Source organism: Acaryochloris thomasi RCC1774, from assembly GCF_003231495.1.
GTDB lineage: Bacteria > Cyanobacteriota > Cyanobacteriia > Thermosynechococcales > Thermosynechococcaceae > RCC1774.
In genome coordinates this window covers 348061-372824 of sequence record NZ_PQWO01000001.1, presented here as the reverse complement: position 1 = coordinate 372824, position 24764 = coordinate 348061, and the positions used below count along the sequence as shown (strand labels likewise).

Below are 24764 nucleotides of genomic sequence, written 5' to 3'. Positions count from 1 at the left end.
CGTCATAGTCAGGTTCTAAACCCAGGCTAGATGGGCTTGCTATAAGTTTATGACGATCACCCGTAGGCAATTTTTAGTATTTATGGGAGGGGCTGCAGGAACGGTTGCCTGTAGCTCACTTGTAGGCAAACGAGCCAAGACACTTGCCTTTCAGCCGGTCCAGCTACCGCTGCCGCTTAACATTGGCGATACCGCTAGTGACCAGATGCAGGTCTACAGCACCTATGAGGTCATCGATGATCTGGTGGTGCCGGAGGGGTATCGCTACAGCGTGATTTCGGCCTGGGGGGATTCTGTCGGTGACTCCCGATTTGGCTACAACAATGATTTTGTTGCCTTAATCGAAGCAGAGATGATGAGCTTCCTTGCCGTTAACTTTGAGTACATCAGTGGCAAAACCTGGATGCAAACCTATCCTGAAGTAATCGGTCAGTCTCTTCCCTTCGCTGAGGTGAAAACGGCACTGGCAAGCCGTGGAGGGGAGATCAATGCCTTTGCACTCCCTAAAAACAATCCGCTCAAGCAACAGATTGAGGCGATCGCAAAGGAAGGGCTGATCGATCAAGGCATTGGCGTGATTTCGGTCAGCAAAAACAACGATAGCTGGGAACGTACTCCTTTGGCCCAGGATCGGCGGATTACTGGTATCTCTGGCCTAGAAGATGGGCGCTATCTGCAAGCCACGGGGGCTGCTGTTGCTATCTTTGAAAAAGTCGACAAACTGGGCTATGACGATCAGCTCCAGGTTCGCATTATTGGGACGTTTCAGAACTGTGCAGGGGGCACAACACCGTGGGGGACGATCCTAAGTGCGGAGGAGAATTTTCAAGCTCAGGTACCGGAGCCAGTTATGGCTGACGGGTCATCGATGGATCCCTCTCAACAGCCTTTTGTATTAACGGATAAAAAGGTCGATGGACGCGGCAATCCGTTTGGTTTGGCGGGCAACAAATATGGCTGGATGGTGGAGGTAGACCCCGCCAATGCTCAAGACTACGGCACTAAGCATACGTGGCTGGGGCGCTATCGCCATGAAGCCGTGGCGGTTAGGGCTGTGAAGGGGAAGCCGTTAGCGGTCTACTCGGGTTGCGATCGCAGAGGCGGACATCTATACAAGTTTGTCAGTCAAGACAATGTATACAAGGTTGCCGACAAAGCGAACTCTGGTTTGCTAGAGCAGGGGATGCTCTACGGTGCCAAGCTTAACTCTGACGGCACCGGTCAGTGGATCGCCCTCAACCCTGACACCGCGGTGGATCCGGTTTTGCCCAGTCAGGTAGTTGAAGACGAGGGGCAAGGGCTGGTGACGCTGCCGAACCCCGATCGACAAGCGGGCGGGATTGTTAAGGTGACGCAGGATGCAGATGCGATCGCGCTGAAAAAGTTCAAAACCCTTGGCGATTTATACATCGGTAACGCCATCGAAAAGCAGGGCGCAATTTTAATCGACGCTCACTTTGCCGCCAATGCCGCCGGAGTGACCTGCATGGCTCGCCCTGAAGACACCACCGTCAATGATCAGGGAGCATTATTTGTCGCCTTTACTTCCGGTTCCCCCGGCGGTGATGGCGGACCCGACAAACAGATCTTTACCGGACCTGAGGGTGAAACGCCTTACGAATACGGCTGGATCATGAAATTAGAGGAAGACAAACGCGATCCAGGATCCATGACCTTCCGCTGGGCAATGATTGCCCTTGGGGGCGAACCAGCAGATGGCGGCCTCGGTTTTTCAAACCCTGACAACTTAGAGATGGATAGCAACGGCAATCTGTGGATGGTTACCGACATGTCTACCAGCAAGCATAATCAAGAGATTCCTAGCCGTACTGAGGACGGTGAACAGGTTAGCCAATCAAATCTACGGGGGCTGTTTGGCAATAACTCAGCCTGGGTGATTCCTCTCAGTGGACCTGATTCAGGCAAAGCTGTACCCTTTGCCATCGGTCCTATGGAGTGTGAACTCTGTGGTTTATCTCTCTCCTCAGATCAGAAGTCACTCTTCTTGGCGATTCAGCATCCTGGAGAGACGGGGGGGATGCGGCAAGATATGGCTGTAGAAACCCGCCAACTGGTCATGCGGACCACCGACGGTCAAGAATTTACGCAGCAGCGTCAGGTTCCTCTGGGGTCGAACTGGCCGGGGAAGACCGCGCAAGATTTGCCCAAGCCTGCCCTAGTGGTGGTGCAGCGGGAGGATGGTCAAAACCTCGCATAGCCGCACTAGACCTTTGAGAGCAATACGACATGGCACTTTCGCTTCCTGCTCAGTACCAAGCCTTTTTACCTCGTTTTTATCAGCTTGCGGTGGTGAGTGCCCTGTCGAATATGATGGTGCCGCTGGCGGGAATTTTTGATACGGCCTTTCTCGGGCACTTAAAGGATATCCGCTACCTGGCGGGCGTAATTTTAGGCAGCATTCTGTTTGACTATCTCTATCGCGTTCTCAAGTTTCTGCGCAACAGCACCAATGCGATCACGGCTCAGGCAGCAGGCCAAGGTGATCAAAACGAGGTACTTTTGGCCGGTTTGAGGAGTGGGGTGATAGCGGTTGCGATCGCAACTCTAATTCTCTTGCTCCAGTGGCCCATCGCCCACTTTGGCTTCATGTTCTTAGCCGGTTCCCCTGATATTGAAGCCGCAGGGCTAAACTACTTCAACGCCCGCATCTGGGGTGCGCCAGCAGTATTACTTAACTTCGTTTTCATCGGCTGGTTTCTAGGCCGAGAAATGAAAGGTGCCGTTCTGGTGCTGTCTTTGGTTGGCAACGGCTCCAACGTGCTGCTGGACTACCTGATGATTCAGCAGTGGGGATGGGCCAGCACCGGGGCCGGACTCGCCACCGCCCTTAGCCAATATCTAGCCTTACTGGTGGCGCTGATTTACGCAGGCTTCAGTATTAAACGGAGTGCCTTCACAACCGCGCTGCAGAACCTGTGGGACTGGACGGCCCTCAAGGCCACAGTGGCTCTCAAAAGCAATATCTTGATTCGTTTTGTGGCCCTGATTTCGGCCTATGCTTTGTTTACTAACTTCAGCGCCACGTTGGGCACCACCGTGCTAGCGGAGAATGGCCTCTTACTGCAAATCGCACTGCTGAGTCAGTTTACGGTCAACGGCCTTGGCCTCACCACCCAAACGCTGATTGGTAATGCGAAGGGACAAGAGGCAACAGAGCAAATGATGCCGATTCTGCTCACCGCGATCGGAAACGCGATTCTGCTGGCGCTGATCTTTGCCTTCGTCTCCGTCAGCTTCCCGCAGACCATTTTTGGATTGTTCACCAATCACACCGAAGTAAGTCAGGCAATGCGTGACTACACCGCTTGGCTGGTGCCGCTGCTGAGTCTAACGGCGGTGGCGTTCATGCTCGAAGGGTTCTTCATTGGCCTCAAAGAAGGGGCGATTCTGCGGAATGCGGCTCTGATTGCTTTTGGGATAGGGTTTTTGCCAGTTGCGATCGCGGGTCTCCATTTCCAAAGCAATCATCTCCTGTGGGGTGCCCTTACGAGCTACATGACCGCTATCATTCTGTTCTTATCGATCCAGTTGCCCAAACGACTTCCCATCACCAAGCCTGCAGCTCTATCCACGGAGTAGATCGTTTCTACACAGGCAAACTTTTACGCGGCTTGTAGGTTTCAATTTGCCGCAGCCGTTCATAGAGATCTTGTTCTTCATCACTGATGGACTGGGGTACCTCGATCCGGATCTCGACGAGCTGATCGCCTCGCGTCTTGTTATTTGTAGGATAGCCTTTGCCACCCAATCGCAGCCGTTGACCGGTTCGTACCCCGCTGGGTAGATTCATGGTTACCCAGCCATCCAGGGTTGGGGTCTCAACTTGACCTCCTAAAATCGCCTCAACTGGCGTGATCGGTAGTTCACAGATAACATCCGATCCTTCAATCTTAAAGAAGGGATGGGGTTTTACCTCAATGCGCAGATATAGATCGCCGCCACTGGTTCCCTGACCCGTCACTCGAATGCGCTGATCAGAGACCATGCCCTCCGGCATATTCACCTCTAAAGAGCGTCCGTCCTCAAGACGAATGCGTTCCCAGCCGCCCTGATAGGCCTTCTCTAAAGGAATCACGAGCCGAGCTTCAGCATCTCGGCGGCCGCTACCACGAGCGGTGTAGGTGGTCTTAGTCTTACCCGGACGGAACGGATCGCGTTCAGCCGTGGCGGTGCTGGTACCTTTCTTAAATCGCTGGCCCAAGAGCTGATCAAGAAAATCCTGAAAGTCAGCATACTCACTGAAGTCTAAATCCTCAGTGGAAAAGGGACGATTGCCCCAGCTCCGCTTCGATTGCTCTTTGTTACCGCCCTGAAACCCGCTCTGGTTCCAGAATTGTCCGAAGCGGTCATATTGCGATCGCTTCTCGGCATCCGACAAGACATCGTAGGCTTCGCTAATATCTTTGAAGCGTTCTTCTGCTGCCTTATCGCCAGGGTTCAGGTCAGGGTGAAACTTCCGCGCCAATTGACGATAAGACTTTTTAATCTCATCATTGGACGAATCTCTAGGAACGCTGAGGATATCGTAATAGTTACGGAAATTGCGCATCAAATTTTAGTTCAAACGATGAATGAACACCCTGGGCTTAGCCCCGCGAAACAGACTTGGCTAAGGCACTGATGTAAGTCACTCCCTTATCATGCCGCCACAGCAGCCAAAAATTAAACATCCCTACCAGTCATCGTCATCCCAGTCATCAAACGTGTTGTCATCATAGCGGGTGGCTGGGCGACGGGTTGTCGTGGTATTGGAAGATCGACCTGTGACCGCTTCAACTCCCTTTGAGATACCCTTTGACACCGTATCTTTAATTGAGTTGAGGGAGGGTAGCTCTAGAAAATCATCGTCATCATAAAACTCATCTCTCGCCGCTGCGACTTCTCGGTTGAGGTCGTAGAGAGCATCCTGTAGGTTAGCAAAGTCGAGATCAATCTGACGATCATCATCGCGGGCGACACTATCTCGCAGGTCTCGGGTGAGCTGTTCAATCTCTTGCCGCAGATCGCGGGCAAACTGCGGACCGTAGTCTAAGGTAACCTCCCGTAATCTGCGATCGCACTTTGTAATCAAATCCTGGGCCTGATTGCGCTTATCGATGCGCTGGCGACGATTGCGATCGGTATCGGCAAACTGCTCCGCATCCCGAATCATCTTGTTCACTTCAGCTTCAGAGATGCTAGCTGCTCCCTGAACGGTGATGCTCTGCTCGCGTCCGGTGTACTTGTCAACCGCCGTCACCTGTAAAATGCCGTTGGCATCGACATCGAAGGCCACTTGAATCTGGGGCACCCCACGCGGTGCGGGCGGAATACCTCGAAGCTGAAAACGCCCCAGAGATTTATTGTGCTCCGCCAACTGCCGCTCGCCCTGCAGCACATGCACTTCTACCTGACTTTGATTGCTGTCTGAAGTTGAAAAAATATCAGAGCGGCGTACCGGAATCGTCGTATTGCGGGGGATTACGGGCTTCATCACACCGCCAATCGTTTCTAGGCCCACAGTCAACGGCGTCACGTCTAAGAGCAGTAAATCCGTCACTTCTCCCGCCGAGATACCGGCCTGGACTGCCGCACCCACAGCCACCACTTCATCAGGGTTAACGTTTTGGTTCGGTTCTTTATCAATGAGCTGTCGAACAACTCTCTGAACTAAAGGGATCCGCGTGGAGCCACCCACCAAGACCACTTCATCAATGTCGTAGGATCGCAGTCCGGCATCGCGCATCGCCTGCTCCACGGGGCCGCGCAGGCGATTGACCAAAGACTGACACAGGCTCTCAAACTCACCGCGACTGAGATTGGCGTCTAAATGCTTAGGACCGTCTTCAGTAGCCGTGATGAAGGGCAAGCTAATATTCGTATCCGGCAGCCCTGATAGCTCAATTTTGGCCTTTTCTGCGGCTTCGTTGAGACGCTGCAATGATTGGCGGTCGCGCCTTAGATCGATCTTTTCATCGTCGAAAAAGCGATCGGCGAGCCAGTCTACAATCACGCTGTCGAAGTCATTACCGCCCAACTGGGTATCACCGCTAGTCGCCTGGACTTCAAAGACGCCATTGCCAATTTTGAGAATGGAAACGTCAAAGGTGCCGCCACCGAGGTCAAAGACCATTACCATCTGCGGGCCTCGATTTTCTAGACCATAGGCTAGGGAAGCTGCGGTTGGCTCATTTAAAACGCGCTTGATCTCTAAACCAGCAATCCGTCCCGCATCTCGAGTGGCCTGTCGTTGGGCGTCGTTGAAGTAGGCCGGTACGGTCAGCACTGCTCCTGTAACCGTTTCGCCGAGGTAGCGGCTGGCTTCTTCTGCCAGCTTGCGCAAAATCATGGCCGAGATCTCTTCCGGCGCGAACTCTCGATCTTCTAGGCGAGGACATTTGATTCGGACGTTATCGTCTTGGCCGCGACGAATCGTATAGGGCACCCGCTTTGACTCTGGCGTTAGTTCGCTATACTTGCGTCCCACATAGCGCTTGATGGAGAAAAACGTATTTTGAGGGTTCAAGACGGCCTGCCGCCGTGCAAACTCGCCGATTAATCGCTCACTGTCTTTGCCAAAGGCAACCATCGAGGGAGTGGTGCGGCTGCCCTCTACGTTGGCAATCACCACCGGCTTGCCCCCTTCCATCACTGCGACCACTGAATTGGTGGTGCCTAGGTCAATGCCGACAATTTTCCCCATGAAGTGCGCTTCTCCTGCAAGCCCATTGAGATTTGTAAATTTATTCGCGGATTTTTTATTGTATCTTGCCCAAGCTCATCCCATAAGGTGTTCATAACCGAATCTAGATAGATGGGGCAAGGCTAGCGCTCTGACGTCTAGGCATTTTACCCAGGAACATCGAGGGTATTGAGTTCTTTATTCACCGTTTCTAGATCAAACGCTTCAGGATCGATGGGACCTGCCCACTCCAGCCGATCTTCATATTCAGGGTTTTGCGGATCTTTCAGGACTTCAAGGAGTTCCGTATAGCCCCAAGTGCCACCGCAGTCCTCCGGTGGACAGGCTCGCTGCCCTTCTACGCAGAGTGGGTAGGGTGCCTCGGCATCGTAGGAAAGCACCTTCTCCACTAAGATTTCGTGTTGCCAGTCATCTCCAAAATCATAGGTATAGGTAAACTTCAGCGTTGAACCTGAAATAACCTGACGTAGCTCAATTTGATCGCTTTCCAAATCATCTAATTTATCTAGCTCCGTCTGTCCATAGGAAGTCCCCGCCACTTCAAACGCGTGGAGATGAGCGCCATCCCATCCCATAACGGCTTGGATAATACTGTGGAGCTGAGCCAGTGTCGTATCACTGGTAACCTGAATCTTTCGCCAGATTAAAGGTTCAAGGCCCTGCAGCGTTATTCTGAGCTGATAGACCGGTAGTTTTTTGGATGACTTACGGACTGCCATGACTCTATCGGGGGGATGAGACAACAACATCGAAAAGATGATGAGCCTATTCTAGGGCAGCTTGACACAAAGCTAGACCAAACCATCCCTGAGAATCTGTCCAAGTTTGTACCGATTTAAGCCATTTAGCCCCAGGCTTGGGTTCCAGAAGATTTGGCAATTGTGCTAGATCGAACTTACGAGAAATTTCTGTGCGGATAGTTTCCCCTGCCATCAAAGAGACAGAAAAATCGAGGGCCGCTAACTCCACTGTTTGGTCCCGCAGACTGCGCAAATGCATTTCAATTTGCTGCTGCTGCTCGTTATAGAACGCATAGTGTTGGAACTGGTCCAGATCGAAATTGGCCTGGAAACGCCAGTTCAGGTGTCGCAGCATATTGAGATTGAAGGCTGCTGTAATGCCTTGACTGTCGTTATAGGCTGCTTCTAGCACTTTGGCTGATTTCTGCAGGTCGATCCCGAGCAAGAAATAGTCTCCAGGCTGCAGAGCGCCCCGGACCTGATCAAAGAATTGCTGACACTCTGCTGGGCTGAGGTTGCCTAAGGTGCTGCCCAAAAAACAGATTAGGCGATGGGGGGTAATGGCGGGCGGAAGGTTCTGGAGTCCTTGCTCATAGGTTCCAATTAGCCCCCGAACTTGTAGAGAGGGGTACTGCTTGAGCAGGTCAATCGCGCTTTCTTTAAGGATGCCGCCGCTGACGTCAATGGGTAGGTAAGATAACGTGTTAGGTGCATCATTGGGGCTGCTCAGATTGCGATAGGCATCTAACAAAATCCGAGTCTTGGTAGAGCTGCCGCTCCCCAGCTCTACTAGCTCACAGGGACCGGTAATCTCTGAAATTTGGGTGGCTGCCTTCTGCAAAATATGAGTTTCTGTTCGGGTGACGTAGTACTCGGGTAGGGCACAAATCTGCTCAAACAGTGCAGAGCCGCGATCATCATAGAAGTACTTCGGTGGTAGGGTTTTGGTTGTCTGTTGCGCCAACCCAGTGAGGACATCAGCACCATCAGCGACATCGGTGGGGTTAATGGACTTCAACTGTTGTAGAGAGAGGCGGGAGTCAAAATCTGGGATGGGTGCCGTGGATGAAGTAAGCTGGCTGCCTGAGGCCGGCTGAGGCGTTGACATGAACTGTGCTCCAGAGTACTTAAGGGAAACCTCAGCGACGGGGAATTGAGGTTGACGAGGACGAACCTCAAACACTTTAAACGATTGTGCCTCTTGATTGAGAAGGCTCGCTGCAAATATTTTGTCCTCCTTAGCGGTATGACGGTCTGTCGAAGAAGGGATGACCCGGTCGGCTCTAGATCATCATAATTGCCAAAACGCTTCTGGCTCATTCTAGAAGTCTGGTGCTGGATGCCACCACTGAAAAGATTGAGACCTCCGAATAAATGTGTGAGTTGCGATCGCAACTCACATATTTCAAGGCTATCGACTTCCCCCATGCTGGCCGAGCAAGTGCCCCAGTTCCATGCGTCTATTCCTGACCTCAAGTATGCCTACGAATAGGCGCACCGAAACCCAGCAAAATGCTCACGGGTCGCAGGATAGTACCAGTTGCGAAACGCACACCGCAAAACTGGAGCCTGAACCGCCCAGCTTCCACCCTTGAGCACCCGATGCTGATTGTCAAAATAAGCCTTCGAATAGCCCTCATAGGGGAAACTTACATAGCCCTCATAGGGATGAAACCAAGTATCCGTCCATTCCCACACATTGCCGAGCATATCGTAACAGCCGTAGGCACTTCGCCCCTGAGGATATTGGGTAACCGGCGTTGTCTGGCCTTGCCGACCCCCAAAATTACAGCGTTGGTGATTCGGATCCTCTGCTCCCCAAGGATAGGCCTGACGAGCAGCCAGTTCCGGATGCCAGCTTGCGGCCTTCTCCCACTCTGCTTCTGTGGGTAGGCGTTTGCCCACAAACCGAGCGTAGGCGTCAGCCTCAAACCAACTCACGCCGCAGACAGGATGATTCTCCATCCCGGCCAAGTTCCAGTAGCGGGGGTGTGTCACAGGATTGTCCTGTAGCCATGCCCAGCCTGCCGCAGACCACCACTGTCGCTCGGTGTAACCGCCTGCATCTATGAACCGGGCATAGTCACCACAGGTGACAGGGGTTGGATCGATCCAGTACGTCTCTAAAGAAACCAAATGCTCAGGCTTTTCATTATCTAGCGCTTCAATGCCGTCATTACCACAGCGAAATAAGCCACCCTCAATGCGGATCGTCTCAGCGAACGAGACCGGTGCAGAGAACTTCCCACGTATTTTCGGCTCCTGTAGAGGCGTAGGCTGAATCGCGATATAAGTCTGACGAGATGCCTGTCGCTGATGCAGATGGAATACCCAGGTAATCGTCTCGCAGTGCTGACTTTCATGCTGAATCAGCCACAGCCACAGCCAACTCTGCTCCTCTAGTGGCGCATGGGCTAGATATTCAAAAATTTGACGACGAATATCCGCGAGATAATCACAAACCTCTGTAAAGGAGGGAAGTTGCTCTCGCTGTGCCTTTGGAAGGCCATCCGCAGCAAAAAGCTGGCGATAGTCAGGGAACAGCGGCTTTTGCCCAGCCCCTTGCTCTAGCAGCCATAGCCCCTCCGTGAAGCCAATGTGCCCCAAGTGCCAGCCCATGGGGCTAAAGTCTGGGTGGGCCTGTCGATAGAAGAACGTTGAATCTAGGTTTTCAAAAAGAGAAAGAGTATTGGCTCTAGCCTGCTGATATCTTTGCCTAATCTCATCTCTAAGATCGGTCGAGGGGAGAGCTAGCGAAGGATGCATAGAAACCAGTGTTGTGGAAGCAGACAATCACTCTGTCAGATCTACCATATTGATAGCGCAGTTTTAATCAGGCTCACAAATTGTCCTGCATCAACCAACAAGTTGGAAAGGCGTTGGCGGTTTCCTGTGCTCCACGCGTGATAGTGAAATTTTAAAGTGCTGTCCTTACAAGCAAGTGCAGCACTATAGTTCAGAGGCCAAAGGAATGGCCGCAGCTACAGGTTTGACGTGCATTGGGATTATCGAACCGGAAGCTACCGCCCATCAGATCTTCTGTGTAATCCAGCGTTAGACCGTTCAAGTAGGGCCAACTTTTCGGATCGACGGCCACTTGAATCGGGCCACAGTCAAATATCTGATCGACAGGCTGAGCCGAAGCCTCAAAGGACATCTGGTAAGACCAACCAGAACAGCCGCTTTCATGAACAGCGATTCTTAAAACGTTGGTGTCGCTATAGATTGGCTTCGACTTCAGCCGCGTCACTTCATCAAGGGCGGTAGCACTCAGCTGCACCATATAAGAATCTAGGGATTAATTGTTTTCACGCGCATAATCATCATCAAAGCGCACAATATCATCCTCTCCTAAATACTCTCCGTTTTGAACCTCAATTAAGACCAATGGAACCATGCCTGGGTTCTCAAGGCGGTGAGATGTAAATCGAGGCACGTAGGTTGATTCATTTGTACTGAGCATTGTCTCTTCTTCGTTGCGCTGCACCTTGGCAATGCCCGCAATCACGATCCAGTGTTCGCTGCGGTGGTGGTGCATTTGTAAGCTGAGGCGATGCCCAGGCTTGACCTCAATGCGCTTAATCTTATAGCCGTGCCCTTCTTCTAAGATGGTGAAAGATCCCCAGGGCCGCAGCTCGGTAGCCGCAAGACCATTGTGATCAGGGACAGTTAGCGCTAAATTCTTAGATTGAGTAGCTTGAGTCACAACAATTCCTCAGATTACGTGCAAATGGATGAAAAAGCTTTGATTTGAAGCAGATGCTGAATCTACCCCTCAGATCGCATCTACTGCTATCCCAAGTATACTCAGCCGATCTGAAATCATCTACATTAAGGTCTCTACAGTTCATATCTTTAGGATTTAACACCTTTACGCAGGAACAGGAAGTAATCTAAGCTACGGCGACTGAGAAAGCGACACGCCGATGGCATTCTGAACGCGGGCAGCGGTCCCTGGATGACGATCTAAAAGCTGCCCACCTAAATAGAGGGCCGTGGAACTGCCACCGTCAAGGTTGAGAGCCTGCGTTGCCCCCATCTTTCGCAAAATCTCAGCCCATTCCCTGAGGTTGGGGCCGGGGCCATTGATGCGGTTGTGGGCCGCCGCCAGCAGAATCGTACCGTCGGCCTGCTGAGCGATCGCGCTGCGGGGGGCGGACTGGGTATCAAAGGGCGGACGGAACTGCTCGGTGGCGGCATTCAAAACGATCTGGCTGTTCTGAACCAGGAGTGGACCGGCCCCGACAATATTAGGGAACTGATTAAATTGAGTTGGGAGAGCCGTTGTTTGAATTGACAGTGAATTGCCCGATGCTAGAGCGGTGCCCGCATCAAAGGAGCGCAGCACCAATAGGTAGCCATTTCTAGGGATTGGGAAAGAAGCTGCACTTTTACTGTCTTTCTGATCAACGACGCGATCGTTGACCACTGAAATAATTTTCTCAGTTTCTAAAATCGGCGTATAGCTAGCCCCCCAAACAGGAGAATAGAGAGCAATGCCGCGCTGTGGATAGCCGCTATCTCGGGAGACGATCGGTAGTTGACCACTGGGCGTCACCAGCGTTTCCCGTAGGGCAAGACGGCCCATCGCCAACTGCCCCTGATCGCTCCAGGCCACGACCCCACGACCGAGAACAGGGCTAGAAATCCACTGCCCTGCCCGCCGAAGTGCCCCTAGCGTGGTTTGATTGTTACGATTGAAATAACCACCGTTGATGGCTGCTGCGACTTGCGATCGCTCAGCAATCGAGAGCAGCGGGTTAATGCCCACCAGCGCGTTGGGATTGCCCCAAATTGGCTGCATTTTTAGCCCCTGCTGCGCATCAAGCGCCAGCCACACCACCGGAAACTGCCGATTGCCCAGCGTCACGGATTGTTCTTGCCACCGCAGACCCGGCGCCCAGAGAATGCTGCGGGGCTGCGGAGCACTGGCCAAAATATCAATCACCAACCGATTGGGGTTAGGGACCATTGAAATCTGAGGCCGCATATTGCCCGCAATTTCCCCTGTAATAACGGTTTGCCCTGCCTGAGGCTTAACTTCAAGATTTCTTAAGGCTTCAGTGCTAGAGCCTTTCCAGCGCTGCAGCGCTGCAGAAGCCGCGGCGGCATCAAGGGTCAAGCTGAAGGTTCGTGGCTTCACCGCATCTCGGCTCACGGTGAGGTCGGTCATTCGCCAAGCAGCGGGGCGATCTAGATCTACCACCACGCGATGCCCCCATGTCTGTCGCCCAAGACGAACAGACTGAGCCTGGGCGGCAGGGGCCTGGATTCGCAGCACATTACCCTGGGGCTGCATCTGCCAGCCGAAGGTCTGAGCAAAGGAGGTCACGTCTAAATATCGATAGGCACCCGAGGGAGCATGTCGGGCGGCCAGTACGGTGGGTTGACTTGTAAACCAGTTGATGGGCTGCCGCTCAGGGGTGTTGGTGCTGAGTAAGTCAGCGCCGATGCGCTGCCGCAGGCCACTGTCGCTGATGCCGATGGTTTGCCCCGAGCCAGAAGCCCAAGCACCCCAGGCGGCATTAAAGGTTTTGCCATTGAGCTGAATTTGAGTCCCTTGTTGCGTGACGGCTTGGGCAAAAATAGGGGCGCTCGGGACACTGGCGGCCAGACTCATGCCAGCAATAATGGGGAGCGGAAGCAAGTAGCGATTCATCAATTGTTATCCATCACATACGGTCGGTCGCCAACATTCACTCAGGGACCGGTCCTGCCGTCAAGGCTTCATGAGAGTTCCTGAGGGAGTATGGGAACTTCCGACGCGCAGTTTTAATCAGCAGTTCCTGGCCACAGGTTATCAGGCTTGGGACTGCCGTTAGTATTACACCTGTATTAGTAGGTGGAGAAGGACAGCAACCGAACGCTGTAAGCCTGTGCCTGCCATCGCGGTTTTAGGTTTTGGGATCGAGGCGATCTCGTAGTCCGTCTCCCAGAAGCGTAAATGATAAAACCAGCAACATAATCACTAGCCCAGGGCTAAGAATGGTCCAAGGGGCGGAAAGGGCATATCCGTTTCTAAAGGCGTCGGCCACCATTGTTCCCAGTTCAGGGGTTGGTGGCTGGGCACTGAGTCCTAAAAAACCTAAGCCTGCAGCTTCTAAGGTGGCGGTGCCCATTGCTAGGGTGGCCTGTACGATTAGGGGCGGTAGGCTGAAGGGCAAGATGTGGGTCCACAAAATACGCAGTGGTGATGCGCCCAAGGCTCTTACTGCGTCTACAAAAGGCTGATCGCGTGCTGAAAGAGTGACGCTGCGGCTCAGTCGCGCAAAGGTCGGGATCTGGACAATGGCAACGGCTAGGGCGGTACTCACCAGTCCTGGTTCTCTGAAGGTGGCAATTGCGATCGCAAGCAAAATAGACGGAAAAGCCAGCAAAATATCAGTGATCCAGCCCACCAGCAAATCCAGCCCACCCCGCGCATATCCCGCCATTAACCCTAGGCTGGTGCCAATGACAAAGCCTGACCCCACTGCCGCTAGGCTGAGTCCTAAAGAAATACGCAGCCCGTGAAACAATAGCGGCAAGATATCGCGGCCCAAGCCATCGGTACCCAAACAATGGCGAAAACTCGGAGGCTGCAAACGAGAGGTGTAGTTGGCCACCGGCTCTATCGGCAGGAGTATGGGGCTCAGGATCGCAAGTAAAACCAGAAAAAGCACTAAAGCAACCCCTGAATATTGGGGATGATATAATCGAACAACTTTTTTAAGGACTAGGGATAACGAATTGCTACGCGATTTCAAAAAATCCATAGAACCATGAAAATAAACATCGTTACCCCTTACCAATTCCTAAGATTCTATGCATAATAGAGCAATAGATACTGGGGGGTATTGTATGGACGTTATATTGAGGTGTTGCAAGGGAATCCCCATGAAAAAACTATTTACAGGCGCTGGGGTCGCGCTACTCGTTAGTGCCGCAGCTTTAGCACCTAAAGCCGCACAAGCACAAGAGATTACCCCTGATTCAGCCCCTAAAGGCAATAATTACGGCCTCGTTCAGTCCATTGACAGTCAGGCCCTTCAGGTAAGGCAAGCGGATGGGACAACGCAGGTCTACCCCCTAGGTGAAGGAGTAACAGCACCTGAAAATGTTGGTCCTGGTGATTTGATCGTTTTTGACACCAATCGTAAGGGCGTCGTTAAAAGCCTACAGCCGCCTGTTGAAGATCAGGTCGTCGAGGGTACAGTTGAGCGAATCGAAGGCGATCAGGTGACCTTCCTTCCTGATGGAGGGACGGCTCCCTTAAGTACAACCGTTGCGCCTGAGACTGCTTCTCGACTCGGTATCGCTGAAGGCGAGCGTGTTCGCGTCACTCAGTATGCAGGTATCGGTACAACTAGAGTGTGTGCTCTGCCCGCTCCCGTCGTTGAAGCTCCCCCACCAGAGGTTGCACCTGTACCTTTCGGTGGTGCTGCACCGCCTCCCGTTGATCCTCCTGCACCTGTGCCCATCCCTGCACTTTGGTAGGATTGCGTTTAGCTAAATATTAAAACAAAAAAAGAACTGCACCTTGATTGAGGTGCAGTTCTTTTTTGCTAGGCAAGCTCTCTACTTCAAAAGCACTTGCAGAGAGGCTGGGCGCTTTAGATCGCCTTTAAGGCTGAGCCCCTGAATATTGGCATTCAGGTGTCGCACAATTCGATAGACCGTTTCGGTTCGATCCTGAGCGCCTGCTTTTTCGGCTAGTGTTTGCAATGTGACGGGGGCGTCAGTGTTTTGCAGCACCTGCATGACCTGCTTCTGCAGTGCTAGGTTGGCGGATGCGGCTTTTTTGCCCGCTTCAACGCCAGGTTGATGGTATGCGTTAACGTGAATCAAAGAGGCATACAGCGTCACGGTTCGCTCATATAGTGCAATCAGTGCACCCACCGTTTTTGCTGTAACTTCTGGTAAGGTGACGGTGATCGAACCCCGCTGGTTTTCATAGAGTGCCTGCTGTGTCCCCAGCAAGAAGCCGGTCAGATAGTCGCCGGAAGTGACCCCTGGCTCTAGCTCTAGAGACGGGCCTTGACGATCTTTGAGAACTTCAACAAAGGTCATAAAGAAGTTGGGAATGCCTTCCCGGAGTTGCTGAACATAGGCGTGCTGGTCAGTGGACCCTTTATTGCCGTAGACTGCAATACCTTGGTGGACGACGTTGCCGTCGAGGTCCTTTTCTTTACCCAGAGACTCCATCACGAGCTGCTGCAGATAGCGACTAAAAAGCATGAGGCTATCTTTGTAGGGCAGCACCACCATGTCTTTTTTGCCTCGCCCCTCTCCTGCGGCATACCACGCTAGGGCCAACAGGGCGGCGGGATTTGCCTTGAGATCCGGTACTCGGGTCGCGCTATCCATCTCCTTTGCTCCGGCCAGCATCTCGCGGATGTTGATCCCTTGCAAGGCGGCGGGGACTAAGCCGACAGCGGAGAGTTCTGAGGTACGGCCTCCCACCCAGTCATGCATGGGAAATGTGGTGATCCAGCCGTCAGTATGGGCGATTTTGTCGAGGGCGCTTTCGTATCCGGTGATGGCGACGGCGTGCTGGGCAAAGTTGAGTCCCTGAGCAGTGAACCGCTGTTTCACCTCTAACATGCCGTTGCGGGCCTCGGGTGTGCCGCCAGATTTTGAGATCGTTAAGACGAGAGTGGTGGCCAGTCGACCGCGCAGTTCGTCGAGGGTGCGGTCAATACCTGCGGGGTCGGCGTTGTCGATGAAGTATAGATTGAGCGGAGCCTCTAGCGGGGCCAGTGCCTGTGACACGAACTGCGGGCCGAGGGCTGAGCCGCCAATGCCAATGGAAATAATATCGGTGAATTTAGCCGCGTTGGGAGGATGAATGGTGCCGCTGTGAATGTCGGCGGCAAAGGCTTCAATTTTATCGACGGTTTTGATGATTTCGTTTCTGAATTCGCCATTAGGAGCCAGTTCAGGCGCTCGAAGCCAATAATGACCGACCATGCGGCCTTCGTCTGGATTTGCGATCGCACCTCCTTCGAGCGCTTTCAGCTCAGCAAAGGCTTGTTGAAATTTAGGCTGCAGAGTGGTCACCAACGCATCATCAAATGGGATGCGGCTAACATCGACATAAATCCCTAAACCATCGTGGTAGTAGAGCCAATCCTGATACCGTTGCCAGAGTTGCGCTGCATCCATGGGCCTTATTCACCGTATGTATCGGGTAGTCACTATGCTGAGCGTATAGCTCGGTTGTAATCTAACGCAAGGGCCGGGTACAAAGGTGCCTTTTACTATCTTTCTTTGGGCTTTCTTTGGGATTGTTAATTGAGGGTCATCAACACTATGTCCGCAACGCTCGTTATCAAGGTTGGAACCTCTAGTCTCACCAACCCTGAGACAGGGCAGCTTGCGCTGGCGACGATTGCGGCTCTTGTCGAGGTGATCTGCCAGCTTCGCCAGCAGGGGCACCCCGTGGTGCTGGTTTCCTCGGGGGCGGTGGGGGTTGGCTGCACCCGACTGCGTTTGGGCGAACGTCCGCGGAAGGTGGCGCTTAAGCAGGCTGTGGCTGCCGTGGGTCAGGGTCGCTTAATGCGGATCTATGATGATTTTTTTTCGAGTCTGCAGCAGCCCATTGCCCAAGTGCTGCTGACAAGGGGAGATCTTTGCGATCGCAACCGCTACATCAACGCCTCTAATACCTTTCAAGAGCTGTTCAACCTTGGCGTCGTCCCCATCGTCAACGAAAACGACACCATCGCCGTGGACGAACTTAAGTTTGGCGATAACGACACCCTCTCGGCCCTCGTGGCCGGTCTCGTCGAAGCCGACTGGCTGTTCCTGCTCACCGACGTCGATCGCCTGTATTCAGCCGATCCCCGGACCCAACCCGATGCTCAGCCCATCACCCATGTCGCGAATCTCGAAGAACTGGCGCAGGTACAGGCCGGTACCCAGTCACGGTGGGGGACCGGCGGTATGGCCACTAAAATCATTGCCGCAGAGATCGCAACAGGGGCCGGGATTCGCACCGTGATTACCCAAGGGAAGACGGCCAGCAATATTACCCGTATTTTGGCTGGGGAAGAGATTGGGACGCAGTTCAGTCCCCAGGAGCAGCCCATTAATGCCCGCAAACGCTGGATTGCCCATGCACTGATTCCTTCGGGGATGCTATGCCTAGATGCAGGAGCGGCACAGGCCATTATCCAATCTGGCAAATCCCTTTTGGCAGCGGGGATTGTGACGACTCAGGGAGACTTCAATAGCCAAGCATCCGTTCAGATTTGTGATGTGGAGGGCCGAGAAATCGCACGGGGTTTGGTCAACTACAGCAGCGCTGAGCTGCAGCAGATTCAGGGCAAACGCTCAGATGAGATTCCCAATATCTTGGGCTATGCCGGGGCAGAGACGGTCATTCATCGAGATAACTTAGTGGTTACCGCAGTTAATCCATCCGCATGAGAGAGGCTAAAATCATTGTCCTAGTGCGTTTTTGCCATCGTGCCTAGAAAAAACGGGAATTCTGCCGTGCAAACCGTTAGGAACGCGGTACGCTGGAATCAATCATTGTGTCAAAATGTAAACTGTGCGGGTCACTTCGTCTTTAAGCCAAGCTTTAACACCCTCAGCGGTTGCCCTTGGTAACTTTGATGGTTTGCATCGAGGTCACTGTAAGGTAATTGCGGCACTCCGTGAGTTCTCTCTTGAGCGTTCTGCCCACTTAACCGTCGTCGCCTTTGATCCGCACCCTCAGGCTTTTTTCTCAGGTCAGCCGCAGCTGCTGCTGACCCCTCTAGAAGAGAAGGCTGCACTTCTTGAGCAGTTGGGAATTGAACAGTTGGTGCTGCTGACCTTTGATGAGGCGCTGGCTCAGCTTTCGCCCCCGGAGTTTGTGGAGCAGATTTTAGTACAGCAGCTGGCCGCTCGCTGCATCAGCGTGGGCTTTAACTTTGGGTTTGGTCGCCAACGCTCGGGGACAACGGCAGACTTAGATGCGATCGCAAGTCAATACAAGATCCCCGTCAACATTGCCACCCCTCAAACCGCAGCAGCTGCACCTATCAGTAGTTCTGCTATCCGTGCCGCTCTCCAAGACGGACAGCTCGACCAGGCCCAGCAAATGTTAGGTCGTCCCTATACCCTCACAGGGACCGTTGTTGAAGGGCAACATCTAGGTGCAACCTTGGGTTTCCCCACAGCTAATCTCAAGCTGCCAGAGGATAAATTTTTACCGCGTCAAGGTGTCTACAGCGTCGGCGTCACCGGTCCCTCATTGCCCCAGGCTCAAAAAGGTGTCATGAACCTCGGCTGTCGCCCCACGGTTGACGGCACCCATCAAGTCCCTGAAGTTCACCTATTAGATTGGTCTAGCGATCTCTATGGGCACACTATCACTGTCTCCCTGGAGCAATTTCTGCGACCCGAGCAAAAATTTGACTCTTTAGATGCGCTCAAGGCACAAATTCAGCAAGACTGTAAAGCTGCTCGTGCACATCAATCCTCCGTTATGCAGACTTGATGCCAGAGAGACTCACGTTCTACCTTTACGAGCCTGCGTCCGATGATTGCTTCAGAAATCAACATGCAAACCCCTATTGAGCGCTTAACGACTAATCTAAACCGCGCCATCGTCGGTAAACAAGATGCCATTCGTCTCGTCTTGGTGGCCCTACTCTCAGGCGGGCATGCCCTCCTCGAAGATGTACCAGGGGTCGGTAAAACGCTCCTCGCCAAAGCCCTTGCTAAATCGATTGACGGCCAGTTTCAACGGATCCAATGCACCCCCGATCTGTTAGCGAGTGATTTGACCGGCACTAATATTTGGAACCCCCGAGAAGGCAAATTTGAATTTTTAGCCGGTCCCGTCTTCGCCAACATTCTCTTAGCCGATGAAATCAATCGGTCCACCCCCCGCACGCAATCGGCTCTACTAGAGGTGATGGAAGAAGCCCAAGTCACGATTGATGGTGCTTGTCACGTTGTTGCCCAACCTTTCTTTGTCATTGCGACTCAAAACCCCGTTGAGTATCAGGGAACGTTTCCCCTACCTGAAGCCCAGCTCGATCGCTTTGCCCTGTCCTTCAGCCTTGGCTATCCGTCTATGGATGAAGAACTGCAGATGTTGCAGCGTTTACAGGCCGGTAGTCCCTTAGAACAGCTGCAGCCCTGCCTCTCGCTCAGTGAGGTCAAAGCACTGCAGCAGAAATGTACCGAAGTCCAGGTAGAAATACCGCTACAGCAGTACATGCTAGCCCTAGTGCGTGCGACACGAGAGCATCATGACATCAGTTTAGGCGTGAGTCCCCGAGGAAGCGTGACGTTACAGAGAGCCGTTCAAGCCTTTGCCTTTTTAGAGGGGCGTGATTACGCGATTCCTGATGATGTTAAAGCTCTGGCCCCTGCTGTGTTGGGGCATCGCATGATTTCTACGGGTGGACACAATGCGAGAGCTGTGGTGGAGAATCTGCTACAAACGATTGCGATTCCGTAAGCAATGGGAGCGCTGATGAAGCAGCTTCATGGGCATTCCTCGCCACCATGCTACGTCAGAGGTTTCTCATAGTTTTTTAAGAAAGTCTTCCGTAGTTGTCACTAAATCAAGTCGATTAGGGAAAAATAGGTGCAAGTTGAGCGGAACGTTCTGCAAGACGATTGATTTTGACGGGGGATTGAACAAATGATCATGATGATGAACGGCGCTCTCTGGCGTCACCTGTGTTTACCTATATTGAAGTCGTTAGCGGTTACGACTGACACCCGCGAGTATCGATATACTCTCAGTTTGTTGAGTACAGCCGTGCATCCCCACAAAACCTGCACGACAAAATAGCTTCCTAAACAACCTTCGACTTAATTTCAAACCAGTTAACTCTGTAGCAGACCGTTGCTTGGGTTTGCCCAAGTAACTGCTGGCGATTAGCGTTTTGTGAGATGCTTTCGCCGCCGCTATCTTTACCTTCATGGTGCTTTATTTGCGACCGGCTGGCCCTGTCGCTTATGAAGTAACTTGCTGCGGCACCAATAGATGCTGGAACTCCGGCTTCTTTGAAATCTCTTCTCTAGATGGTGACTCCTAATGAATAAGAAACAAAGAATGGCATGGCTGTTCCTGCCATGTTTTTGGGGATTATTGACCCTCAGCAATACTGCATTAGCTCAAGCTGAATCAACTGCATCAGCTCAAGTTGAATCAGAGGTTCAGGCCGCTCGAGCGCGAATCATGAATTCAGCGGCAGTCTCGGGTGACTCCGAGACCGTATTACCGCCCCAAGCGCTAGACGCAATACCAGCAGACGCAGACGATTCAGCGTCTATAGATGGAAACAGTGAAGCGCCAGCCGATGAGGCTAAGTCAATTTCTGGAAATGAAGATCACTCGATGTCAACGGAGCCAGAGACGGCTTCTCCCTATAATGATGCCGCCACAACGCCTGCTGAAACAGATGAGACGGAACTAATTTCCAATGATCGCCCTCGCCCTGAGCCGAAAATCATCAGCACGAGGCTACCAGTATCCACGGCTGTTGTGGTGACCTTTTGCTCGCCGGTCAGATTTGATAGCAAGCAGAAGGAGCCTTTTCCCGTGACGGCTGTGCTCTCACATCCCATTACAGATCGGGCAGGGACTGTAGTGGCGCCGATGCGCTCATTGGCTAACCTACAAATCCAGCCAAAGCGTCGCATGGTCAAGATGCAGGTTAGTTCGCTGATTGTTAATGGTCGTCTGGTCCCGATTCAAACGTCCCCACTGGCGATTCCGGTGCTATCACGAGCGCATCCTGATTCACAAAATTCTTTTTTTGACAGTAGCAGTGTGCCGACAGAGGGTGCTGCCCTTAATGTGGTCAATAACCTGCAGGGCTGGGTCAGCGATCAAGGCCTCATCTCTGGTGGTGTCAGTGATTTGCTGGGGGTTGGTTTATCTGTTGCCTCTGGCATCACTTCAGCCTTTCATTCGCCCCAAGGTAAAAAGATTAGCGAGCTGCCGTCGGGCGTCTCTTTGATCTTTGCACTCGATACTCCTGTGATGTTGTCGTCTGTTCGTGTTGATTCGTCCTATCCTGTACCACAATCGGGAACGGATCCCTGCCAAGCCCTTTCTGGCGAGGATGATGATGGCTTTTCAGGCAGCTCTAGTTTTGACAGTGATGAGTCGTATTAAGGTCGAGATTTAGCGATATATGGAACTGGGTGAACTCAAATCAGAGGTCTGATTTCTAGCGCTCAAGCCTGCCCCTGCCGGGATGCTTTCTGGGTGTCACCGTTAACACGGCAGATCTCCACTACCGCTCAAATATCACTTTTCTATGAAAGATAGTTACACTCCTGTAAAATCTCTGCAAACATTTCATTGAGTTTCTCGATTGTCTCTGGTTTTAATTTGTTTTTGTGGTCGCCAGGGGTAATCTTTCTTTTATGAGCTTGTTTTTCAGTCTTTGGAGGGTTGAAAGAATTTCGGTGTTTAAACAGATATTTTGTTAGCAAAATCTTCGATTGTATTGGATTGAAATTGAAGACGTCTATAATGCTTGGCAACCAACGATTGAAGTTCGTCACCATGTCTTCATATTTGACGATTATAGTGTCAGGATTTTTGGATCTTGCTATCTCTAAGATAGGAGTATATCTCTCTAGCAAGTTGTGAAAAGTTGAGTCGGTCGTTGCCTGTAAGACGTATTCATCAATAGACATTGACTGTATGAGTTCTCGCTCAGTCTTCTCGTCACTAGGCTTGAGATTATGTATCCATCCAAAGGAGAAATATTGCGATACTAGGATATCTCTAGGGTCTCGAACCTGAAGAATATGGATAGTTTTGTTGAGCCGATTGAACTCATATTCATTAATATTGAAGTTTCGCTCTGGACATAAGCAGAAACTATCGTCCATGTCAGCGCTTACTTCTTCTCTATCGCTAGGCTTGTTGTTAGCAGAATAGAAAGAGATACCTTTTTCTTTTGATAAATCTTGAAATAGGCGATATAAAAACATTGAAGCACTTTTATGAAGCGCATGTACAATAATGCCTTGATTCTTAGACTGCACTTTGACTAAATCTTGGTTCATGATCATCTCAACTTCGAAGTACAGCAGGCATAAGACTTAGGAGAAATTTACTTCGTACGGGGTTTAGGAGTCAAGTTGTTTTTTTGAATTTGTGAATGAAACAGTCGACTGCGTTGTTTAAGTCAAAGAGGTTAGTCTCTGGTTCCCTCAGATTTTTGTCAGCGTCTGAAGATGCAGGAAGAATTAAGACTCTTGTCGGCTTGCAGCCATTCTGCAAGCCCTACCAGCAGAAGATTAGATGAAGGCACTGGGCCACCTCCGAGGATTATTTGGCTATGACTTGAAATACTTGCAGACTTCTTCTCTTTAAGAGGCTGCCTGCACGCATGGCAGAGAGAGTGATTGGATATGGAGCGACCTTGGTCATCAATGAAGGCTGATGAGACACAGAAGCTCTGACTTCTCCCCAGATTTTCTTGGAATCATTCGTAATGTTTCCTAAGGACTTGACGGAACTCGAGCAAAAGCTTCTGCGTCTAGCTTCTAGGCTCGTTATTGTGGGGCAGTGTTAGGCAATGAGCCTAAATACTTAAGCAGTTAAGGGGTTATTGGTACATACATCTTTTATTAACCTCTGCTTGACGGCAAGATAGTGGTTAAGACTCAACTTCCTGATGCTCAATCTGTTGAAGGACAGGTTAGGGTTCTGTTGCTCAGCCCTGAGCAATAACGATCATGATAATCCTGAACACAATCTCTCAAGACCTTCTGATTTATGACTATGCGTTGCTCTTGGCTGCGACTCCCTTTACTCTCGCTTTCTCTGACGAGCCTTATTGCAGCTAGCGGTGTTCTCTGGGGAAACACGACGGCTCAAGCCCAAATCCCTGGATATTGCCAGTCATCGAAGGAGGCGGCGATTCAAAAAGAGGAGGCGCTTAAGAAGTCTGTCGGGGGGGATCAGGCGGCAAAGCAACGCTATCAGGTGATGGTCAAGCGCAGTTCGGATCAGCTTCGTGCCTGTCGTGCTCAGAGCTGGCCTCAGACTCAAGCGATCTGGCTACGACTCTATGAATGTGATCTAAAGCCCGGTGTGCTGGATAGCCTCATGGATCGACTCGTTAATCGAGGCTATAACCGCGTCAATATTGAAGTTTTCTATAGCGGACAGGTCCTGCTGCCCACCAGCGAGAATCCCACACTATGGCCGTCAATTGTTCGTAAACCTGAGTATGCCCAGCGAGACCTACTGGCAGAGGCGATGCAAAAGGCTCGGGAGCGAGGGCTGCAGCCCTATGCCTGGACCTTCAGCCTGAACTATGGTTATGAGTACGGTAATCGCCCAGATCGTCAGGGGGCTTTGGCGCGTAACGGTAGCGGTAAACCTAGCTCTACGCTAATTAGCTCTGCAGACCCCAATATTGATATTACGGGGGATACCGACAAGGTTTTTGTGGATCCCTATAGTCCGCAGGCGAGGCAGGATTTTCGCCTGATGTTAGATGCGATCGCAAAGCGCAAACCCAACGGCATCTTGTTTGACTATATCCGCTACCCTCGGCAAACCGGCGGTGCATCCGTGGCCAGCAAAACCAGCGATCTCTGGATCTTTGGGCGCGCCTCTCAGAACGTATTTCTCTCTCGAGCCACAAACTCTAAAGGGCAAGCGGTGCTGAAGCACTATATGGCTCAGGGGGCGCTCTCTGCTAGTACACTGGCCGCCTTTGATCAACGCTATTCCAGCGACGGAGCCGCAATGTGGCAGGGACGGCGGGTGCCGACCCATACCACCCTGCCTTCAGCAGCATCCCGCATCGTCCGCCTAAATCATGACCTGTGGCTGCTCAGCGTAGCCCACGCCTATCAAGGCGTCGTCGATTTTCTGACAGCAGCAGCCAACCCCGTACAGCAGCAGGGGATCAAGGCGGGAGCCGTCTTTTTCCCGGGTGCCAATCGTCGAGTCGGGCGGGGGTTTGATTCACGGATGCAGCCGTGGGATCAGTTCCCTACCAACATTGAATGGACTCCGATGGCCTATGCCGTGTGTGGCAACAGCACCGACTGCATTGCCAAACAGGTTCAGCAAGTCTTAGCAACAGCCCCCAGCGGCACCCAGGTCAGTCCGGCCATTGCAGGTGCCTGGGGTGGTTTTTCCCATAACCGACCTTCTTTAGAGGCACAGATGCAGGCTATTCGCCAGGTTGCACCTCAGGTCAAAACGGTTAGCCACTTTGACTTTTCTTGGCAAGATCCAGCATTTTCCAATGCCCGACGCTCTTGCCGCGTTGACTATGGGGCTTAAAGCTCTCTAGAGGCGTTAGTCGATAAGATAGAGCAGGACTTATGAGCTAGTCCTGCTCTATCTG

At 52.1% G+C, this 24764-nt stretch carries 19 protein-coding genes; 8 read left to right on the top strand and 11 right to left on the bottom strand.

Going from position 1 to position 24764, the window contains the following annotated elements:
• Window positions 1–49: 49 nt before the first annotated feature.
• Together C1752_RS01815 and gntT are read left to right on the top strand one after the other, a co-directional pair.
• Entirely contained in the window at window positions 50–2218 is a 2169-nt protein-coding gene (locus C1752_RS01815; RefSeq protein ID WP_110984330.1) for a PhoX family protein, read from the top strand.
• Between the two features lie 29 nt (window positions 2219–2247).
• Window positions 2248–3600: a guanitoxin biosynthesis MATE family efflux transporter GntT gene (gene gntT, locus C1752_RS01810; protein ID WP_110984329.1), complete on the top strand. Its 1353-nt coding sequence runs from the start codon at window positions 2248–2250 to the stop codon at window positions 3598–3600.
• 7 nt (window positions 3601–3607) lie between these two features.
• Here the strand turns inward: gntT and C1752_RS01805 are convergent, their stop codons facing one another.
• The 9 genes from C1752_RS01805 to C1752_RS01765 form a co-directional block, all read right to left on the bottom strand.
• On the bottom strand, window positions 3608–4570 hold the full coding sequence (locus C1752_RS01805) for a DnaJ C-terminal domain-containing protein (RefSeq protein WP_110984328.1): 963 nt from the start codon (window positions 4568–4570) through the stop codon (window positions 3608–3610).
• Between the two features lie 123 nt (window positions 4571–4693).
• Window positions 4694–6703, bottom strand: coding sequence for a molecular chaperone DnaK (gene dnaK, locus C1752_RS01800; RefSeq protein ID WP_110984327.1), 2010 nt, complete (start codon window positions 6701–6703; stop codon window positions 4694–4696).
• Window positions 6704–6849: 146 nt separating this feature from the next.
• On the bottom strand, window positions 6850–7422 hold the full coding sequence (locus tag C1752_RS01795; RefSeq protein ID WP_110984548.1) for a plasmid pRiA4b ORF-3 family protein: 573 nt from the start codon (window positions 7420–7422) through the stop codon (window positions 6850–6852).
• A 46-nt stretch (window positions 7423–7468) separates the two neighbouring features.
• Window positions 7469–8551: an L-histidine N(alpha)-methyltransferase gene (egtD, locus tag C1752_RS01790; protein WP_110984326.1), complete on the bottom strand. Its 1083-nt coding sequence runs from the start codon at window positions 8549–8551 to the stop codon at window positions 7469–7471.
• A gap of 374 nt (window positions 8552–8925) precedes the next feature.
• Window positions 8926–10209: an SUMF1/EgtB/PvdO family nonheme iron enzyme gene (locus C1752_RS01785; protein WP_110984325.1), complete on the bottom strand. Its 1284-nt coding sequence runs from the start codon at window positions 10207–10209 to the stop codon at window positions 8926–8928.
• 190 nt (window positions 10210–10399) lie between these two features.
• Entirely contained in the window at window positions 10400–10726 is a 327-nt protein-coding gene (locus C1752_RS01780) for a HesB/IscA family protein (protein WP_110984324.1), read from the bottom strand.
• Window positions 10727–10741: 15 nt separating this feature from the next.
• Complete coding sequence (locus C1752_RS01775) at window positions 10742–11149, bottom strand: phosphomannose isomerase type II C-terminal cupin domain (RefSeq protein ID WP_110984323.1); 408 nt, start codon at window positions 11147–11149, stop codon at window positions 10742–10744.
• A gap of 192 nt (window positions 11150–11341) precedes the next feature.
• Window positions 11342–13102 (bottom strand): phosphodiester glycosidase family protein, encoded by a 1761-nt coding sequence (locus tag C1752_RS01770; RefSeq protein ID WP_233501254.1) that lies wholly within the window; start codon window positions 13100–13102, stop codon window positions 11342–11344.
• A 235-nt stretch (window positions 13103–13337) separates the two neighbouring features.
• Complete coding sequence (locus C1752_RS01765; RefSeq protein WP_233501253.1) at window positions 13338–14105, bottom strand: ABC transporter permease; 768 nt, start codon at window positions 14103–14105, stop codon at window positions 13338–13340.
• 214 nt (window positions 14106–14319) lie between these two features.
• Here C1752_RS01765 and C1752_RS01760 point away from each other — a divergent pair, with 214 nt between their 5' ends.
• Window positions 14320–14919, top strand: coding sequence for a hypothetical protein (locus C1752_RS01760; RefSeq protein ID WP_110984321.1), 600 nt, complete (start codon window positions 14320–14322; stop codon window positions 14917–14919).
• 81 nt (window positions 14920–15000) lie between these two features.
• On the opposite strand, the gene C1752_RS01755 is transcribed toward C1752_RS01760, so the two are convergent.
• On the bottom strand, window positions 15001–16587 hold the full coding sequence (locus C1752_RS01755) for a glucose-6-phosphate isomerase (RefSeq protein WP_110984320.1): 1587 nt from the start codon (window positions 16585–16587) through the stop codon (window positions 15001–15003).
• A gap of 147 nt (window positions 16588–16734) precedes the next feature.
• On the opposite strand from C1752_RS01755, the gene proB reads away from it, so the two are divergent.
• The 4 genes from proB to C1752_RS01735 all read left to right on the top strand — a co-directional run bounded on the left by proB (window position 16735) and on the right by C1752_RS01735 (window position 21553).
• The gene (proB, locus tag C1752_RS01750; RefSeq protein ID WP_110984319.1) at window positions 16735–17853 is read left to right on the top strand and encodes a glutamate 5-kinase; all 1119 of its coding nucleotides are present in this window, start codon (window positions 16735–16737) and stop codon (window positions 17851–17853) included.
• Between the two features lie 124 nt (window positions 17854–17977).
• Complete coding sequence (locus tag C1752_RS01745) at window positions 17978–18910, top strand: bifunctional riboflavin kinase/FAD synthetase (RefSeq protein WP_110984318.1); 933 nt, start codon at window positions 17978–17980, stop codon at window positions 18908–18910.
• A 63-nt stretch (window positions 18911–18973) separates the two neighbouring features.
• On the top strand, window positions 18974–19882 hold the full coding sequence (locus C1752_RS01740) for an AAA family ATPase (RefSeq protein ID WP_110984546.1): 909 nt from the start codon (window positions 18974–18976) through the stop codon (window positions 19880–19882).
• 585 nt (window positions 19883–20467) lie between these two features.
• On the top strand, window positions 20468–21553 hold the full coding sequence (locus tag C1752_RS01735) for an NADH-quinone oxidoreductase subunit E (RefSeq protein ID WP_146242254.1): 1086 nt from the start codon (window positions 20468–20470) through the stop codon (window positions 21551–21553).
• A gap of 143 nt (window positions 21554–21696) precedes the next feature.
• Here C1752_RS01735 and C1752_RS01730 read toward each other — a convergent pair whose 3' ends face one another.
• Window positions 21697–22458 (bottom strand): sulfotransferase domain-containing protein, encoded by a 762-nt coding sequence (locus tag C1752_RS01730; RefSeq protein ID WP_158534984.1) that lies wholly within the window; start codon window positions 22456–22458, stop codon window positions 21697–21699.
• Window positions 22459–23173: 715 nt separating this feature from the next.
• On the opposite strand from C1752_RS01730, the gene C1752_RS01725 reads away from it, so the two are divergent.
• The gene (locus C1752_RS01725) at window positions 23174–24700 is read left to right on the top strand and encodes a glycoside hydrolase family protein (protein WP_110984315.1); all 1527 of its coding nucleotides are present in this window, start codon (window positions 23174–23176) and stop codon (window positions 24698–24700) included.
• Window positions 24701–24764 lie beyond the last annotated feature (64 nt).